Here is a 17,075-nt window from a genome sequence, read left to right as displayed (position 1 = left end):
CTCATTTGGCGTCTTTGCTAACGGTATTGAGCAGGAATTTACCGATCAGGTCTTCCAGTACCAGAGACGACTGCGTGTCATGGATGGTTCCGCCATCCTTCAGCGGTTTGTCTTCCCCGCCGACGCTGATACCGATGTACTTCTCGCCCAGCAGACCAGCGGTCAGGATAGACGCTGTGGAGTCAGTCGGCAGATTGTCGACCTTTTTATCCACTTGCAGGGTCACCCGACCGGTGAAGCTGTCGCGGTCCAGATCGATTGCCGTGACCTTGCCGATGGTCACACCGGCCATGGTCACTTTCGATCTGACCGTCAAACCGGCGATATTGTCGAAGTACGCATACAGCTTATAGGAGTCGGTGGTCGACGTCGGAGACAGGCCACTGACCCGCAAAGCAAGCAGCAGCAAAGCCAGGATCCCTGCCAGCAGGAACAGGCCGACACCGATTTCCAGGGTGCGGTTTTGCATCAGAAATCTCCAAACATCAAAGCGGTCAGAATAAAGTCCAGGCCGAGCACTGCCAGCGAGGCAAATACCACGGTCTTGGTAGTGGCACGACTGATCCCCTCGGAAGTGGGCTCACAGTCATAGCCTTGGAATACGGCGATCCAGGTCACGACAAAGGCGAAAACGATACTTTTGATGACGCCGTTAAGCACGTCACTGGTGAAGTTGACGCTGTTCTGCATGTTCGCCCAGTAGGAACCTTCATACACGCCCAGCCAGTCGACAGCTACCCACGAACCGCCCCAGATGCCTACCACGCTGAAAATCATCGCCAGCACCGGCAGGGAAATGAAGCCTGCCCACAGCCGCGGAGCAATGATGTACTTGAGCGGGTCGACACCGATCATTTCCAGGCTGGAAAGCTGTTCGGTGGATTTCATGTTGCCGATTTCTGCGGTCAATGCCGAGCCGGCACGTCCGGCGAACAACAGCGCCGTCACTACCGGGCCGAGTTCACGCAGCAGGGTCAAGGCCACCATCTGCCCCACTGCCTGCTCCGAACCGTAGCTGGAGAGAATGCTGAAACCCTGCAGAGCCAGAACCATGCCGATGAAAATGCCGGAAACGACGATGATCACCAGCGACATCACGCCGACCGAATGCAGCTGCTTGACCAGCAGACCGAAGCCGCCGCTGATTCCACCACGGCCGAGCAAGGCATGGAACAGGAACAGTGTCGCGCGGCCGAATACCGCGACGGCGTCGATCGCCGACTCGCCGAACCGGCGTACGCGTTCTATTAATGAAAATCTGCGCATCAGCGCTTCCCCAGAAGATCTGCGCGGTAATCCGTCGCTGGAAAATGGTACGGCACCGGGCCATCGGGATCGCCGGTCATGAACTGACGGATACGCGGCTCGTCCGAATTCATCAATTCGTCCGGCGTGCCCTGCCCCAGCACCTGGCCATCGCCCACTACATAGATGTAGTCGGCAATGCTCGCGGTTTCGGCCAGATCGTGGGAAACCACGATACTGGTGATCCCCAGCGCATCGTTGAGCAGACGGATCAGGCGTACCAGCACGCCCATGGCGATCGGGTCCTGGCCGACGAACGGCTCGTCGTACATGAGGATCTGCGGGTCGAGCGCAATCGCCCGGGCCAGCGCAACGCGACGTTTCATGCCACCGGACAGCTCATCGGGCATCAACTCGATGGCACCGCGCAGACCGACCGCCTGCAATTTGAGCAGGACGATGTCGCGGATCATTTCTTCCGGCAACTCGGTATGAACGCGCAGGGGAAACGCGACGTTCTCGAAAACATCGAGGTCGGTGAACAGTGCGCCGCTCTGAAACAGCACGCCCATGTGCTTGCGCGCATCGAACAGATCGCTGCGCGACAACTTCGGCAGGTTCTGGCCGTTGACCCAGACTTCGCCGCTGGTTGGGCGCAATTGTGCGCCCATCAACCGCAGCAGCGTGGTCTTGCCACACCCGGAAGGCCCCATGATGCCGGTGACCTTGCCGCGCGGGATGCGGATATCGACGTTATTGAAAATGCTGCGCGCACCGCGCTTGAAGGAGACTCCCTTCAGCTCGACCGCGTAGGCGTTATCGGCACTCATCTAAACTCCTTGCGATGCAGCCTCTCACTCGGACGCCTGGCTTTCCTGGGAAAGCACATACCCTCCGGGCAGGCCGAACTGGCGGCGAACTATATCACTGCAAAGGCCAAGCGCCCAAGGTCTGTGCCGGCCTGTGTTCGGCAATCTGACAGGGTTGGAGTGGCTTTTTCGGGGTTTTGGTAACGAGGAATGACAAAGCACGACGAACTTGCGTGAGGCTTTTCAACTTAACCGCTATAATCGCCGCCTTTTCATCGGGCTATACGATTTCTGACATGAGCCAATCCAGCGACCTGATTCAATCGGCACAACGCACCATCCGCCTCGAAGTGGAAGCCGTACAAGGCTTGTTGCCCCATATCGACGCCGATTTCGTACGCGCTTGCGAGATGATTCTGGCCAGCAAGGGCCGTGTAGTCGTGGTCGGCATGGGTAAATCCGGGCACGTCGGCAACAAGATTGCCGCGACGCTGGCCAGCACCGGCACTCCGGCTTTTTTCGTGCACCCGGCTGAAGCCAGCCATGGCGACATGGGCATGATTACCCGCGACGATGTGATTCTGGCCCTGTCGAACTCCGGCTCGACCAACGAAATCGTCACCCTGCTGCCGCTGATCAAACGCCTGGGCATCCAGCTGATCAGCGTTACCGGCAACCCGCAATCGCCGCTGGCCAAGGCTGCCGAAGTCAACCTCAACGTTCACGTCGAGCACGAAGCCTGCCCGCTCAACCTGGCGCCGACCTCTTCGACCACTGCGGCATTGGTCATGGGCGATGCCCTGGCTGTCGCCCTGCTCGAAGCACGCGGTTTTACCGCTGAAGATTTCGCCTTCTCCCATCCGGGTGGCGCGCTGGGCCGTCGTTTGTTGCTGAAAGTCGAGAACGTCATGCACGCCGGCCAGGAACTGCCGCAGGTGCAGCGCGGCACACTGCTCAAGGACGCGTTGATGGAAATGACCCGCAAGGGTCTGGGCATGACCGCCATCCTCGAAGCCGATGGCAAACTCGCCGGGATCTTCACCGACGGCGATTTGCGCCGCACGCTGGATCGCAGCATCGACATCCGCAGCGCCACCATCGACCAGGTGATGACCGCACACGGCAAGACTGCCCGGCCCGAGATGCTCGCCGCCGAAGCCCTGAAAATCATGGAAGACCATCGAATCAACGCACTGGTAGTCGTCGACGAGGAAGATCGCCCGATTGGCGCGTTCAACCTCTCCGACCTGCTGCGCGCAGGAGTCATGTAAATGAGCACCGATCTGCTGCAACGCGGCAAAGCGATCAAACTGGCGGTTTTCGACGTCGACGGCGTCCTCACCGACGGGCGCCTGTATTTCCTTGAAGACGGCAGCGAATTCAAGACCTTCAACACCCTCGACGGCCAAGGCATCAAAATGTTGATGAATGCCGGCGTGCAAACCGCCATCATCAGCGGTCGCAAGACCCCGGTGGTCGAACGTCGGGCGAAAAACCTCGGCATCCCGCACCTGTTTCAGGGACGCGAAGACAAATTGGTCGTTCTCGACGGTCTTCTCGAGCAACTGGGCCTAAGCTATGAACAGGTCGCCTACCTCGGTGACGACCTGCCCGACCTGCCGGTGATCCGCCGGGTAGGCCTGGGCATGGCTGTTGCCAACGCTGCCGATTTCGTCCGCGAACACGCTCACGGCGTTACTCGCGCCCGTGGTGGCGAAGGTGCTGCACGCGAATTCTGCGAATTGATCCTGCGCGCCCAGGGCCGCCTCGATGCGGCCAACGCCGCGTACCTGTGAGCCAAATCATGTTTAGCAAAAAATTTCGCAACTTCCTGCTGTTCGGCTGCATCGCTGCGTTGTTCGCCGCGGTCGGCTACTGGAACATCAGCCCGGAACGCTTCCTCGACAAGCCTCCGGTCTCGTCCGTGGACACCCCGATTGACTGGTACGCGACCAACACGCATACCCTGCAATACCTGCCGGACGGCAAAGTGCAATACGAAATGACGTCCGACAAGGCCGAGCACGTCAAGGCGACCGACATCACCCTGGTCACCAAACCCGACCTGAACATGTACCGCGGCACTGATTTTCCGTGGCACGTGACCAGTGAGCGTGGCGAAGTGAACTCGGGCGGTACCGAAGTCGAATTGATTGACTCGGTACGCGTCAAACGCACCGATGAAAAGAACCGCGACACGCTGATCACTTCCACCCGCATGACAGTGTTCCCGCAGCAGCAATATGCGCAGACCGAGCAACCCGTTAGAATCGACGGCGCTGGCGGTGTATCAACTGGCGTTGGAATGAAAGCGTACCTGAAGGAAAGCAGGATACACCTGCTATCGAACGTAAGAGGACAGTATGAGGCTCGTTAAAACCCTCCCTATTTTGCTCAGTCTGGGCGCAGCACTGGGAAGCGTGAGCGCCTGGGCTCTGCCGAACGATCAGCAGCAACCTATCCGCATTCAAGCCGACGACGCCCAACTGGACGACAAGAACGGCATCGCTACCTATAAAGGTGATGTGATCATCACCCAGGGTTCGATGATCGTTAAGGGCAACACGGTGACCATCACCCGTACCCCGGCCGGCGATATCGACGTGGTGACGTCGGTGGGCAACCTTGCCTACTTCGAGCAATTGCAGACTCAAGGTGACACCAAGCCCGTGCAGGGCTGGGGCGTGACGATCCAGTACCACGCTGCGCAAAATCGCGTCGTGCTGATCGACAAGGCCAAGGTTGTCGACAAGGACAACAACACGACTCAGGGCGAGAAAATCGTCTATGACACCGTGAAGAAACTGGCCAGCGCCGGCCGCGCTACCGGCAGCAAGGTCACCGAGGCGCGTCCGCGCATCGACATGGTGATCCAGCCGAAGAAGAAAACCGACGAGAAAACCCAGTAATGGCAACTCTGAAAGCTCAGCACCTGGCCAAGGCCTATAAAAGCCGCCAGGTCGTGCGTGACGTCAGCCTGTCGATCGACAGCGGTCAGATCGTCGGCCTGCTCGGCCCCAACGGCGCCGGCAAGACCACATGCTTCTACATGATCGTCGGCCTGGTGCAGGCAGATCAGGGCCGCGTGCTGATCGATGACCTGGACGTCAGCCACCAGCCAATGCACGGTCGTGCAAAGGCCGGTATCGGCTATCTGCCGCAAGAAGCGTCGATCTTCCGCAAACTGTCGGTCGCCGACAACATCATGGCGATCCTCGAGACCCGTCAGGAACTCGACAAGGCCGGACGTCGCAAAGAGCTGGAAAGCCTGCTGCAGGAATTCCACATCAGCCACATCCGCGACAACCTCGGCATGAGCCTGTCGGGTGGTGAACGCCGCCGGGTGGAAATCGCCCGCGCCTTGGCGACTGCGCCGAAATTCATCCTGCTCGACGAACCGTTCGCCGGTGTCGACCCGATCTCGGTCGGCGACATCAAGCAGATCATCCACCACCTCAAGGCCAAGGGTATCGGCGTACTGATCACCGACCACAACGTGCGTGAGACGCTGGATATCTGCGAAACGGCCTACATCGTCAACGACGGTCAACTGATCGCCGAAGGTGACGCAGAAACCATCCTGGCCAACGATCTGGTCAAGGAAGTGTATCTGGGCCACGAATTCCGCCTGTAAGCGTGACAGTGCCCGGTGCCGCCGGAGCGCAGTATCGATTCAAGCGCGATTTAATACGCTTGATTGTTACAGCGCTCCAGGCAAACACGTCGCTTCAAAGGTGTTCACCGCTCGCCTGAGCAACGCGTCAATAAAGTTTTCTATCTTTTTATTGTTACAGCGCTCTAGGCAAACACTTCAGTTTCAGGCATATAATTTGCTTAAGTTTGGCGCTTCGGCGCCCTGTAGTGGATGGCGCATAGCGCCGGCGAATAAGGTGTTAAGCCCCTGCCATGAAACCATCGCTAGTCTTGAGAATGGGCCAGCAGCTGACGATGACACCGCAGCTGCAACAGGCCATCCGCCTGCTCCAATTGTCGACCCTGGATCTGCAACAGGAAATCCAGGAGGCTCTGGAATCCAATCCGATGCTCGAACGCCAGGAAGAAGGCGAAGACTTCGACAATTCCGATCCGCTGGCCGACAACGCCGAACAGAAGCCCAACACCGAGATCCAGGAACCTTCCTACCAGGAAACCGCGCCGACGGTCGACAACCTCGAAGACGGCGAATGGAACGAACGCATCCCCAACGAACTCCCGGTCGATACCGCCTGGGAAGACGTCTACCAGACCAGCGCCAGCAGCCTGCCCAGCAGCGATGATGACGAGTGGGACTTCACCACCCGCACCTCCGCTGGCGAAAGCCTGCAAAGCCATCTGCTGTGGCAATTGAACCTCGCACCGATGTCCGACACCGATCGCCTGATCGCCGTGACTCTGATCGATTGCATCAACAATCAGGGCTACCTGGACGAAACCCTCGAAGAGATTCTCGAGGCATTCGATCCTGAACTGGACATCGAACTGGACGAAATCGAAGCCGTCCTGCACCGCATCCAGCAATTCGAACCGGCCGGTATCGGCGCACGCAACCTCGGCGAATGCCTGTTGCTGCAATTGCGCCAATTGCCCGCCAAGACCCCATGGCTGGCAGAAGCCAAACGTCTGGTCAGTGACTACATCGACCTGCTCGGCAGCCGCGACTACAGCCAGTTGATGCGCCGCATGAAGCTCAAGGAAGATGAGCTGCGCCAGGTCATCGAACTGGTGCAGAGCCTCAACCCGCGTCCAGGCTCGCAGATCGAGTCCAGTGAAGCCGAATACGTCGTCCCCGACGTCATCGTGCGCAAGGACAACGAGCGCTGGCTGGTCGAGCTGAATCAGGAGTCGGTGCCACGCCTGCGCGTCAACGCGCAGTACGCCGGTTTCGTCCGTCGCGCCGACACCAGCGCCGACAACACCTTCATGCGCAATCAGTTGCAGGAGGCCCGCTGGTTCATCAAGAGCCTGCAAAGCCGCAACGAAACCCTGATGAAAGTTGCCACGCAGATCGTCGAGCATCAGCGCGGTTTCCTCGAATACGGCGACGAAGCGATGAAACCGCTGGTCCTGCATGACATCGCCGAAGCAGTCGGCATGCATGAATCGACGATTTCGCGGGTCACCACGCAGAAATTCATGCATACCCCGCGCGGTATTTATGAACTGAAATACTTTTTCTCCAGCCACGTCAGCACCTCCGAAGGCGGCGAATGCTCGTCCACAGCGATCCGCGCGATCATCAAGAAACTGGTTGCTGCGGAAAATCAGAAAAAGCCGTTGAGTGACAGCAAGATCGCTGGTTTACTGGAGGCACAAGGCATTCAGGTGGCTCGCCGCACCGTCGCCAAGTACCGCGAATCCCTCGGGATCGCGCCTTCGAGCGAACGCAAGCGGTTGATGTAAGCCACGTTACAGCGTTCCAGTGGCAGGCTTTTCGGCCTGCCGCTTTATGCACTGGCAACGAAGGAGAAGCTGTATGCAAGTCAACATCAGTGGACACCAACTGGAAGTGACCCAACCTCTGCGTTCCTATATCGAGGAAAAACTCCAACGACTGGAGCGACATTTCGACAAGATCACCAACGTGCAAGTCACGATGTGTGTCGAAAAGCTGAAGCAGAAAATCGAAGCCACCTTGCATATTCCCGGCAGCGAAGTGGTCGCAAACGCAGAAGATACAGACATGTACGCTGCGATCGACTCACTCACCGACAAGCTGGATCGCCAACTCAAAAAGCATAAGGAAAAGACCCAGAGCCTCCTCCAGGGCGCTACCGGTCGATAACCCCCCTAACCCATGATCCGACTTGAAAGTATCCTGACCCCCGGCCGTTCTCTCGTGAACGTGCCGGGCGGCAGTAAAAAGAAAGCCCTCGAACAAATTGCCAACCTGATCGCCCGCGAAGTGCCGGATCTGGAGATGCAAGATGTCTTCGAGGCACTGATTGCCCGTGAAAAACTCGGCTCTACCGGTTTTGGTAACGGCATCGCCATTCCGCACTGCCGCCTCAAGGGCTGCGAAGCGCCGGTCAGCGCCCTGATGCACCTTGAAGCCCCTATCGATTTCGACGCCATCGATGGCGCTCCGGTCGACCTGCTGTTTGTGCTGCTGGTCCCCGAAGCTGCGACCGATGCGCATCTGGAGTTGCTTCGTCAGATCGCCAGCATGCTGGATCGCAAGGAAGTGCGCGACAGACTGCGCAGCGCCCAGACTAACCAAGCCTTGTATCAGGTTGTCCTGGACGAGCAAAGCGGGCAGTAATCATGCGTTTGATCATCGTCAGTGGCCGTTCCGGCTCGGGTAAAAGCACCGCACTGGATGTCCTCGAGGACAACGGTTACTACTGCATCGACAACCTGCCGGCGGGATTGCTGCCGGAACTGGCCGAACGCGCCCTGATCCACACCGAACTGGCGCAGCCGCTGGTGGCCGTGTCGATCGATGCGCGTAACCTGCCAAGCCATCTGTCGCGCTTTCCCGAACTGCTTGAAGATGCCCGCAGCAAGCATATCCAGTGCGACGTCCTGTATCTGGATGCCGACGAGGAAACCCTGCTCAAGCGTTTTTCCGAGACTCGCCGCCGCCATCCCTTGAGCAATGCCAATCGCTCGCTGGCCGAAGCGATCCATGACGAAACCGCCCTGCTCGGCCCGATTGCCGATCTTGCCGACCTGAAAATCAATACCACCAATCTGAACCTGTACCAGTTGCGCGACACCCTCAAGCTGCGCCTGCTGAACCAGCCGGAGCCGGGTACCGCATTTCTGGTCGAGTCATTCGGTTTCAAGCGCGGCATGCCGGTCGATGCCGATCTGGTGTTTGACGTACGCTGCCTGCCTAACCCCTACTGGAAGCCGGAACTGCGCGAGCAATCCGGTCTTGATGCACCGGTGGCAGACTACCTGGCAGCGCAGCCGGAGGTCGAAGAGATGTTTCAGGACATCTTCGCATACCTGCACAAGTGGCTCCCGCGATTTGCCGCGAGCAACCGTGCCTACGTCACCATTGCCATAGGCTGCACCGGCGGGCATCACCGCTCCGTCTACCTGACCGAACGCCTGGGTCAGGCCCTGCAGAAAACCCTGAAGAACGTCCAGGTTCGCCACCGCGACCTCACTTAAAGGATTCACACCGCGATGCCTGCTCTGGAAATTGAAATCATCAACAAACTGGGCCTGCATGCCCGCGCGTCGGCCAAGTTCGTTGGCGTGGCCGGGCAGTATCCGGATTGCACGATCAGAGTGGGGCGCACGCCGGAGACCACGGTCGATGGCAAAAGCATTATGGCGATGATGATGCTGGCGGCTGGCAAGGGCACCAGGATTTATCTGAGCACCGAAGGTGAAAAGGATCAGGAAGCGCTCGATGCGTTGGTCGCGCTGATCAACAACTACTTCGATGAGGGTGGCTGATAACCAAAGTCAAAAGATCGCAGCCTTCGGCAGCTCCTACATTGGAAGGGCGCGTGTGGTGTTAACCCGCAGCTGCCGCAGGCTGCGATCTTTTGATCTGCTTCAACCCAATGCCGTATCCATCACCATCATCAAACAAAACCCGCTCAACAAGCCAAGACTGGCCAGTTTGTCATGACCATTGCGTCGCGACTCGGGGATCACCTCGTGAGTCACCACCAGCAACATCGCCCCGGCAGCCAATGCCAGCCCTAACGGCAACAACACCTGCGCCAGACTGACCAGCCACGCGCATAACAGCGCAAATACCGGTTCGACCAGACCTGATGCCGCGCCGATCAGGAACGCCTTGACCCGCGACATCCCTGCTCCGGCCAATACCAACGCAATCACCAGACCTTCCGGCACATCCTGCAAGGCGATGCCCATCGCCAGGCTGTCGGCATCCGGCATACCGCCGCCGGCAGAAACGCCGACAGCCATGCCTTCGGGGATGTTATGGGCAATGATGGCGAACACGAACAACCAGATGCGCGGCGCAATCACCGGGTGCTCGACGGTGCCGACGAGCATTTCCGGGGAAGCGCCGGACACCTTGCGATCAACCAGATACAGGCCGAAGGCACCGAGCATGATGCCGAAGCAGATCAGGCCACTGGCACCCCACGGCGTCATACCCAGGCTTTCGGCGGCGGCGATGCCCGGCACGATCAGCGAAAATGCGGTCGCCGCCAGCATCACCCCGGCGCCAAACCCCAGCAACGTATCGCTGAGCGCCTGCGGCATCCGCCGAATCACCAGCACCGGCACAGCGCCAAGCGCCGTGCCGAGGGCGCAGATCGCGCCACCCTGCAACGCCCGCGACAGCCGCGGTTCCAGATTCAGCCATGCCAGTCCGTGGGCGACCAGCAAGGTCACGCCCGCCAACAGCAATAGCGATCCCACTGCGTAACGAAACATACGCCCACTTCCGATCGCCAGTGTTTCAGTGCCCATAGTCAGCCTTGGATTGTTTTTATAGAAGACTTAAACCAGTGCCGCCTGATAGCGCGCAGCGACTTCAGGCCAATTGATCACGTTGTAAAAGGCGTTGATGTATTCCGGGCGACGGTTCTGGTAGCGCAGGTAATAGGCGTGTTCCCAGACGTCGAGACCGAGAATCGGCGTGTTGCCGTTCATCAACGGGCTGTCCTGGTTGCCGCTGCTTTCCACGATCAGTTTTTTCTCCGGGGTCACGCTGAGCCAGGCCCAACCGCTGCCGAAACGGGTCAGCGCGGCTTTGGTGAACGCGTCCTTGAAGCTGTCGAGACCGCCCAATTGCTCATCAATGGCCTTGGCCAGTGCGCCGTCCGGCTTGCCGCCACCGCCAGGCACCATCACTTCCCAGAACAGCGAATGGTTGGCGTGACCGCCGCCCTGATTGATCACCGCCGCACGAAGTTTTTCCGGTAGCTGCTTAACGCCGGCGACGAGTTTTTCCACCGGCCATTCGGCGTATTCCGTGCCCTCTACCGCCGCGTTGAGGTTATTGATGTAGGTCTGGTGATGCTTGGTGTAGTGAATCTCCATGGTCTGCGCATCAATGTGCGGTTCCAGGGCGTCGTAGGCGTAAGGCAAGGCAGGCAAGGTAAAAGCCATTTCAATGGACTCCATGGTGATGGGGGGCAGGCGCGCGTCGCGCATTGCCGGTATCCGGATGCAGCAGACGCTGGGTGCGTGGGTATTCGCCGTGTTCGCTGATGAAATTCAGCAGTTCGACGTAGGTCTTGCTGCTCTGGCGCAGCGCCGCTTCACGCAGCGCCGGGCGCAGGCGTTCGTCCTGCATGGTCTGCAACAGCCGTTGGTGGATGGCGCAGAGGTATTCGGCGCTCTCCTCCGGCTGATTCAAGCGCAAATGCAAGTCAGCCAGGTTGTGATGGGAGATGACGCAGGCCGCCACCGCTTCGTCGGCATCCGCCCAGCGTTCGAACAACACTTGCGCCAAGGCCAGGGCTTGCAGGTAAGCCTCACGGGCGTCGATCAGTTCGCCCAGCATGAAGCAGCGATTGGCCCGTTCGATCGTGCGTTTCCAGTGCTCCATGGTGAGCCTCCAAAGCGGTTGCGGGGTTTACACGCCGCCGGCGGTGAGTTTCTCGGGATTGAGTAACTCTTCCAGTTGGCTGCGCGACAGGTCGGTGTGTTCCAGGGCGACGTCGATCACCGCGCGGCCTTCCTTGTAGGCCTGCTTGGCGATTTCGGCGGCCTTCTGGTAACCGATGATCGGGTTGAGCGCGGTGACCAGAATCGGATTGCGCGACAACGCTTCTTTCAAGCGCGATTCGTTGACCTTGAAGCTGGCGATGGCCTTGTCAGCGAGCAGACGGCTGGAGTTGGCCAGCAGTTCGATGCTGCTCAACAGGTTCTGCGCGATGATCGGCAGCATCACATTCAGTTCGAAATTGCCCGACTGCCCGGCAATGGTGATCACCGAATCGTTGCCGATCACCTGCGCGGCGACCATGGCGGTGGCTTCCGGGATCACCGGATTGACCTTGCCCGGCATGATCGACGAACCCGGCTGCAGGGCTTCGAGTTCGATTTCGCCGAGGCCGGCGAGCGGGCCGGAGTTCATCCAGCGCAGGTCGTTGGCGATTTTCATCAGCGACACGGCAGTGGCCTTGAGCTGGCCGGAGACAGCGACGGCGGTGTCTTGCGAGCCAATCAGCGCAAACAGATCCTTGCCTTGAGTGAACTGCACGTCGGTCAGTTGACTGAGTTGCCGGCTGAAGCGCGCGGCGAATTCAGGGTGCGCATTGATCCCGGTGCCGACCGCCGTGCCGCCCTGCGCCAGCGATTGCAGGCTCGGCAGCAAATCCTGCAGATGTCCGATGTTGGCCTTGAGCTGCTGCGCCCAGCCGTTGAGCACCTGGCTCATGCGCACCGGCATGGCGTCCATCAAATGCGTGCGACCGGTTTTGACGTGGTGATGCACTTGCCCGGCCTTGTGCTCGATCACTTGCACCAGGTGCAGCAGCGCCGGCAGCAATTGCTCGTGCAGGGCCAATGCCGCGCTGACGTGAATGGTGGTCGGGATGATGTCGTTACTGCTCTGGCCGCAGTTGACGTGATCGTTGGCGTTGACCGGCTCGTCGAGCAGGCGGCTGGCCAGGGTGGCGATCACTTCGTTGGCGTTCATGTTGGAGCTGGTGCCGGAGCCGGTCTGGAAGATATCCACCGGGAAATGCTGCATGAAATCGCCTTCGAGCAGACCTTGCGCGGCGTCGCTGATGGCTTTGCCCTGCGCGGCAGTGATCTGGTTGAGCTCGACGTTGGCCCGAGCGGCGGCGGCTTTGGCGAGGATCAGCGCGCGGATGAATTGCGTCGGCATCGGTTTGCCGCTGATCGGGAAGTTATCCACTGCGCGCTGGGTCTGCGCGCCGTAGAGAGCGTCCACCGGCACCTGCAGTTCGCCCATGCTGTCGCGCTCAATACGTGTCTTGGTCATCGGTAAATCCTTGGACTAATTCAATGAGAGAAATCGAGGGAAGCAGTTCACAAGTGGCGAGCTGCCAGGTGTAGCGTTGCCAGCGTTTGAGCCGGCAGTTGCACAGGGACAGGCGCTCCATTTCACGCAATGGGCGCCAGGCTTGATCGAGGCAGAGACTGCGCCAGTGCCACGGCAAGGCAATGTCGGTGGCGGTGTCGAGCAGCAGACGGAAAGAGGTTTCGGCGATCGTCCAGGCTGAGGTCGCGGTGCAACAAGACAGGTACCGGCCTTCGGCCAGGTAATGTTCGATCAGGCGCGGTTCGTCAGGATCCATCGCGCAACGGATCTGACGACTCATCCAGCGCCAGCTTTCGAGGTACGGCTGCTCGTGCAAGGCAGAACTCATGATTCGGGGCTCATCCGATAATGAGATTTATTATTAGATGATAATGAGAACCAAAACAAGAGCACCTGTGTAGGAGCTGCCCCAGGCTGCGATCTTTTGATTTTGTTTTGAAAGACAAGATCAACAGATCGCAGCCTGCGGCAGCTCCTACACGGCAGGCATGAAAAAGGCGCGCCATCCGGGAGGATGGCGCGCCTTTTTGTGTGACGGCTGGGGTGTTAGCTGCCCGCGACGGTCATCCGTTCGATCAACACCGAACCGGTGCGAATGTTGCTGCGCAATTCCAGGTCATTACCCACCGCGACAATCTGCTTGAACATGTCGCGCATGTTGCCGGCGATGGTGACTTCCTGCACCGCGAACTGGATTTCGCCGTTCTCGACCCAAAAACCTGCTGCCCCGCGCGAGTAGTCACCGGTGACCATGTTCAGGCCATGGCCCATCAATTCGGTGACCAACAAGCCACGGCCCATACGCTTGAGCAGCGCAGCCTGATCTTCGTCGCCGTGGGTGACGAACAGGTTGTGCACGCCGCCGGCGTTCGCCGTACTCGGCATGCCGAGTTTGCGCCCGGAGTAGGTGCCGAGGATGTATGAGACCAACTCGCCCTTTTCGACGAACGGTTTGGCGTATGTCGCCAGACCATCGCCATCGTACGAAGCGCTGCCCATCGCGCGCATCAGGTGCGGACGCTCATCAATGGTCAGCCATTCCGGGAACAGCTTCTGCCCCAGCGTGCCTTCGAGGAACGACGACTTGCGATACAAGCTGCCGCCAGACACCGCCGAGAGAAAACTGCCGAACAAGCCACCGGCCAGTTCCGCCGAAAACAGCACCGGCACTTCACAGGTCGGTACCGGACGTGCGCCCAGACGGCTCGCCGCCCGCTGCGCCGCACGCTGACCGATGCTCACCGGGTCGGCCAGCAAGGTGCCCTGACGGCTGACGTCATACCAATAATCGCGCTGCATCTGGCCATCGGCTTCGGCAATCATCACGCAGCTGAGGCTGTGCCGGGTCGAGGCGTAGCCACCGATAAAACCGTGGCTGTTGCCGTAAACGCGGCAGCCTTGATGCGTGCTCAGCGTGGTGCCATCGGCGTTCTTGATCCGCGCGTCGGCATCAAACGCCGCCGCTTCGCAAATCAGCGCCTTCTCGATGGCTTGTTCCGGGGTGATGTCCCATTCGTGGAACAGGTCGAAATCCTGCTGCTCGCGAGCCATCAGCGCGGCATCTGCCAGGCCCGAGGCTTCGTCTTCAGAGGTGTGCTTGGCAATCGCCAATGCGGCCGCGACGGTTTCGCGAATCGCCTCCGGCCCGGTGGCGGACGTGCTGGCCGAGCCTTTGCGCTGGCCGACGTACAGCGTGATGCCAAACCCCTGATCGCGGTTGAACTCGACTGTTTCGACCTCGCGCTGACGCACCGAAGTGGACAAGCCCTGCTCCAGCGACACCGCCACTTCGCAGGCACTGGCGCCCTGACGCTTGGCTTCGGCGATGATCTGCTCGACCTGTTCCTGCAGTGCCGGCAAAGCCTGCGGGCCGACGCTTTCAACTGCACTCATGCTCATCTCCACTCAAATTCTGCTTTCGGCTGGGGCCATCGAGCGACCGGGCCGGACAAGCGGCCCCCGACTGGTTATCATGGCGGCGTTTCTTTGCGGACTGCCACCATGGTTGATTCTTACGACGACTCCCTCGATACGGGAGAAAAAAGCAAATCTCAGGTCAAACGCGAGCTGCATGCTCTGGTTGACCTCGGCGAGCGCCTGACAACACTCAAGCCTGACTTGATCGCAAAACTGCCGCTGACCGACGCCATGCGCCGGGCTCTGGCCGATGCGCCCAAGCACACCGCGAATATCGCGCGTAAACGGCACTTGCAGTTCATCGGCAAACTGATGCGCGATCAGGACACTGACGCGATTCTCACGCTGCTCGATCAACTTGATGCCTCGACTCGCCAGTACAACGAGCGTTTCCACAATCTCGAACGCTGGCGCGATCGCCTGATCGCTGGCGATGACGCCGTGCTGGAGAAATTCGTCGTCGAGTACCCGGACGCCGATCGCCAGCAATTGCGCTCCCTGATCCGTCAGGCTCAGCACGAGGTTGCGCAAAACAAACCTCCTGCTTCCAGCCGCAAGATCTTCAAATACATCCGTGAGCTGGACGAGACCCAACGCGGCCTGCGTTGATCTCATCCCTTGTAGGAGCTGCCGCAGGCTGCGATCTTTGCTTTTAAAGATCAAAAGATCGCAGCCTGCGGCAGCTCCTGCACAGGATGTTTCCATCCTTATGCGCCCGTGCCACCCACGGTGATCGCATCGATTTTCAATGTCGGCTGACCCACGCCTACCGGCACCGATTGCCCGTCCTTGCCACACGTCCCCACGCCACTGTCCAGCGCTAGATCGTTACCAACCATCGACACCCGGCTCATCGCCTCGGGGCCGTTGCCGATCAACGTCGCGCCTTTCACCGGTGCAGTGATCTTGCCGTCTTCGATCAAGTACGCCTCGCTGGTCGAGAACACGAACTTGCCACTGGTGATGTCGACCTGACCGCCGCCAAGGTTGGCGCAGTAGATACCCTTCTTCACCGAAGCAATGATTTCCGCCGGATCGCTTTCGCCGCCGAGCATGTAAGTGTTGGTCATGCGTGGCATCGGCAGATGCGCGTAGGATTCTCGACGGCCGTTGCCGGTGCGGGCCACGCCCATCAGGCGCGCGTTGAGCTTGTCCTGCATATAGCCCTTGAGTACGCCGTTTTCGATCAGCGTGGTGCACTCGGTCGGGGTGCCTTCATCGTCGACACTCAGCGAACCGCGACGGCCGCTCAAGGTACCGTCATCGACGATAGTGCAGAGCTTCGATGCAACCATTTCGCCCATGCGCTCGCTGTAGGCCGAACTGCCCTTGCGGTTGAAATCGCCTTCGAGACCGTGGCCGACCGCTTCGTGCAGCAGCACGCCCGACCAGCCCGACCCCAGCACCACCGGGAAAGTACCGGCCGGCGCCGGAATCGCTTCGAGATTGACCAGCGCCTGACGCAACGCTTCACGGGCATAGCCCATGGCACGGTCTTCGGCGAGGAAATAACGGTAGTCGGTACGCCCGCCGCCGCCATGCCCACCGCGCTCGCGGCGGCCATTCTGCTCGACGATCACACTGACGTTGAAACGCACCAGCGGCCGTACATCCGCCGCCAGACCGCCGTCGGTGGAGGCCACCAGAATCCGTTCCCAGACCCCGGCCATACTGACGCTGACTTGCTGGATACGCGGGTCGAGCGCGCGGGTCGCGACGTCGATGCGCTTGAGCAACTCGACTTTCTCGGCGCGGCTCAGCACTTCCAGCGGGTTATCCGGCGCATACAGTTGCGCGACGTCCTGGGTGGTGAACGCCTGCACCGTGCCGTTTTGTCCGGCGCGGGAGATCGAACGTGCGGCACGCGCCGCGGCACCGAGGGCTTCGAGGGTGATTGCGTTGCTGTAGGCAAAACCGGTTTTCTCACCGGATTGCGCACGCACACCCACACCCTGGTCGAGGTTGAAGCTGCCTTCCTTGACGATGCCGTCTTCCAGTGCCCAGGACTCGGAAATCTGCCCCTGGAAATACAGGTCGGCGGCATCGATGCCGGGGCCGGCCAGATCGCCGAGCACGCCTTGCAGGCTCTCGATCGTCACGCCACCGGGCGCCAATAGATGATCACTGACTGAGGACAACAACTCGCTCAT

The 17,075-nt window shown here is 59.8% G+C and carries 21 protein-coding genes; 11 read left to right on the top strand and 10 right to left on the bottom strand.

Features of this window, described 5'->3' with window-relative positions; translation table 11 throughout:
- Position 1 precedes the first annotated feature (1 nt).
- The 3 genes from mlaD to C2E19_RS05785 are packed head-to-tail and all read right to left on the bottom strand — an operon-like array spanning position 2 to position 2,075.
- Entirely contained in the window at positions 2 to 469 is a 468-nt protein-coding gene (gene mlaD / locus C2E19_RS05795; RefSeq protein WP_129389188.1) for an outer membrane lipid asymmetry maintenance protein MlaD, read from the bottom strand.
- Positions 469 to 1,266, bottom strand: a complete 798-nt coding sequence (gene mlaE, locus C2E19_RS05790; RefSeq protein WP_129389185.1) for a lipid asymmetry maintenance ABC transporter permease subunit MlaE — start codon at positions 1,264 to 1,266, stop codon at positions 469 to 471. Before mlaE ends, mlaD begins: the two co-directional genes overlap by 1 nt.
- Positions 1,266 to 2,075 carry an ATP-binding cassette domain-containing protein gene (locus tag C2E19_RS05785; RefSeq protein WP_129389183.1) on the bottom strand — a complete coding sequence of 270 codons (810 nt, stop codon included), beginning with the start codon at positions 2,073 to 2,075 and terminating at the stop codon, positions 1,266 to 1,268. Before C2E19_RS05785 ends, mlaE begins: the two co-directional genes overlap by 1 nt.
- A gap of 275 nt (positions 2,076 to 2,350) precedes the next feature.
- On the opposite strand from C2E19_RS05785, the gene C2E19_RS05780 reads away from it, so the two are divergent.
- From C2E19_RS05780 to C2E19_RS05735, 10 genes are all read left to right on the top strand, one after another.
- Entirely contained in the window at positions 2,351 to 3,325 is a 975-nt protein-coding gene (locus C2E19_RS05780) for a KpsF/GutQ family sugar-phosphate isomerase (protein ID WP_064388002.1), read from the top strand.
- Entirely contained in the window at positions 3,326 to 3,850 is a 525-nt protein-coding gene (locus C2E19_RS05775) for an HAD family hydrolase (protein WP_042557670.1), read from the top strand.
- Positions 3,851 to 3,858: 8 nt separating this feature from the next.
- The gene (gene lptC / locus C2E19_RS05770) at positions 3,859 to 4,431 is read left to right on the top strand and encodes an LPS export ABC transporter periplasmic protein LptC (RefSeq protein WP_129389180.1); all 573 of its coding nucleotides are present in this window, start codon (positions 3,859 to 3,861) and stop codon (positions 4,429 to 4,431) included.
- Positions 4,418 to 4,963 carry a lipopolysaccharide transport periplasmic protein LptA gene (lptA, locus tag C2E19_RS05765; protein ID WP_129389177.1) on the top strand — a complete coding sequence of 182 codons (546 nt, stop codon included), beginning with the start codon at positions 4,418 to 4,420 and terminating at the stop codon, positions 4,961 to 4,963. The genes lptC and lptA overlap by 14 nt, the downstream gene beginning before the upstream one ends.
- Positions 4,963 to 5,688, top strand: coding sequence for an LPS export ABC transporter ATP-binding protein (gene lptB, locus C2E19_RS05760; protein ID WP_008085069.1), 726 nt, complete (start codon positions 4,963 to 4,965; stop codon positions 5,686 to 5,688). Before lptA ends, lptB begins: the two co-directional genes overlap by 1 nt.
- Before the next feature lie 272 nt (positions 5,689 to 5,960).
- On the top strand, positions 5,961 to 7,454 hold the full coding sequence (locus tag C2E19_RS05755) for an RNA polymerase factor sigma-54 (RefSeq protein WP_129389174.1): 1,494 nt from the start codon (positions 5,961 to 5,963) through the stop codon (positions 7,452 to 7,454).
- A 73-nt stretch (positions 7,455 to 7,527) separates the two neighbouring features.
- Positions 7,528 to 7,836 (top strand): ribosome hibernation-promoting factor, HPF/YfiA family, encoded by a 309-nt coding sequence (gene hpf / locus C2E19_RS05750; RefSeq protein WP_007912419.1) that lies wholly within the window; start codon positions 7,528 to 7,530, stop codon positions 7,834 to 7,836.
- Between the two features lie 12 nt (positions 7,837 to 7,848).
- Positions 7,849 to 8,313, top strand: coding sequence for a PTS IIA-like nitrogen regulatory protein PtsN (ptsN, locus tag C2E19_RS05745; protein ID WP_129389171.1), 465 nt, complete (start codon positions 7,849 to 7,851; stop codon positions 8,311 to 8,313).
- A 2-nt stretch (positions 8,314 to 8,315) separates the two neighbouring features.
- Positions 8,316 to 9,173, top strand: a complete 858-nt coding sequence (gene rapZ, locus C2E19_RS05740) for an RNase adapter RapZ (protein WP_129389168.1) — start codon at positions 8,316 to 8,318, stop codon at positions 9,171 to 9,173.
- 15 nt (positions 9,174 to 9,188) lie between these two features.
- Entirely contained in the window at positions 9,189 to 9,464 is a 276-nt protein-coding gene (locus C2E19_RS05735; protein WP_129389165.1) for an HPr family phosphocarrier protein, read from the top strand.
- 102 nt (positions 9,465 to 9,566) lie between these two features.
- Here the strand turns inward: C2E19_RS05735 and C2E19_RS05730 are convergent, their stop codons facing one another.
- The 6 genes from C2E19_RS05730 to pmbA all read right to left on the bottom strand — a co-directional run bounded on the left by C2E19_RS05730 (position 9,567) and on the right by pmbA (position 14,901).
- On the bottom strand, positions 9,567 to 10,460 hold the full coding sequence (locus tag C2E19_RS05730; RefSeq protein WP_129389163.1) for a ZIP family metal transporter: 894 nt from the start codon (positions 10,458 to 10,460) through the stop codon (positions 9,567 to 9,569).
- Positions 10,461 to 10,490: 30 nt separating this feature from the next.
- Positions 10,491 to 11,102, bottom strand: coding sequence for a superoxide dismutase (locus C2E19_RS05725; RefSeq protein WP_129389160.1), 612 nt, complete (start codon positions 11,100 to 11,102; stop codon positions 10,491 to 10,493).
- Between the two features lies 1 nt (position 11,103).
- Positions 11,104 to 11,544: a hypothetical protein gene (locus C2E19_RS05720; RefSeq protein WP_007953590.1), complete on the bottom strand. Its 441-nt coding sequence runs from the start codon at positions 11,542 to 11,544 to the stop codon at positions 11,104 to 11,106.
- Between the two features lie 27 nt (positions 11,545 to 11,571).
- Positions 11,572 to 12,948, bottom strand: a complete 1,377-nt coding sequence (locus C2E19_RS05715) for a lyase family protein (RefSeq protein ID WP_129389157.1) — start codon at positions 12,946 to 12,948, stop codon at positions 11,572 to 11,574.
- Positions 12,929 to 13,336, bottom strand: coding sequence for a FagA protein (locus tag C2E19_RS05710; protein ID WP_129389154.1), 408 nt, complete (start codon positions 13,334 to 13,336; stop codon positions 12,929 to 12,931). Before C2E19_RS05710 ends, C2E19_RS05715 begins: the two co-directional genes overlap by 20 nt.
- Before the next feature lie 218 nt (positions 13,337 to 13,554).
- Positions 13,555 to 14,901: a metalloprotease PmbA gene (gene pmbA, locus C2E19_RS05705; protein ID WP_008085089.1), complete on the bottom strand. Its 1,347-nt coding sequence runs from the start codon at positions 14,899 to 14,901 to the stop codon at positions 13,555 to 13,557.
- Positions 14,902 to 15,009: 108 nt separating this feature from the next.
- Between pmbA and yjgA the strand changes: the two genes are divergently transcribed.
- Positions 15,010 to 15,534, top strand: a complete 525-nt coding sequence (yjgA, locus tag C2E19_RS05700) for a ribosome biogenesis factor YjgA (protein WP_007915377.1) — start codon at positions 15,010 to 15,012, stop codon at positions 15,532 to 15,534.
- Positions 15,535 to 15,632: 98 nt separating this feature from the next.
- On the opposite strand, the gene tldD is transcribed toward yjgA, so the two are convergent.
- Positions 15,633 to 17,075: a metalloprotease TldD gene (tldD, locus tag C2E19_RS05695; RefSeq protein WP_129389151.1), complete on the bottom strand. Its 1,443-nt coding sequence runs from the start codon at positions 17,073 to 17,075 to the stop codon at positions 15,633 to 15,635.

Source organism: Pseudomonas sp. DTU12.3, assembly GCF_004124275.1.
Taxonomy (GTDB): Bacteria; Pseudomonadota; Gammaproteobacteria; order Pseudomonadales; family Pseudomonadaceae; genus Aquipseudomonas; species Aquipseudomonas helmanticensis.
This window is presented reverse-complemented; position numbering and strand designations above follow the sequence as displayed.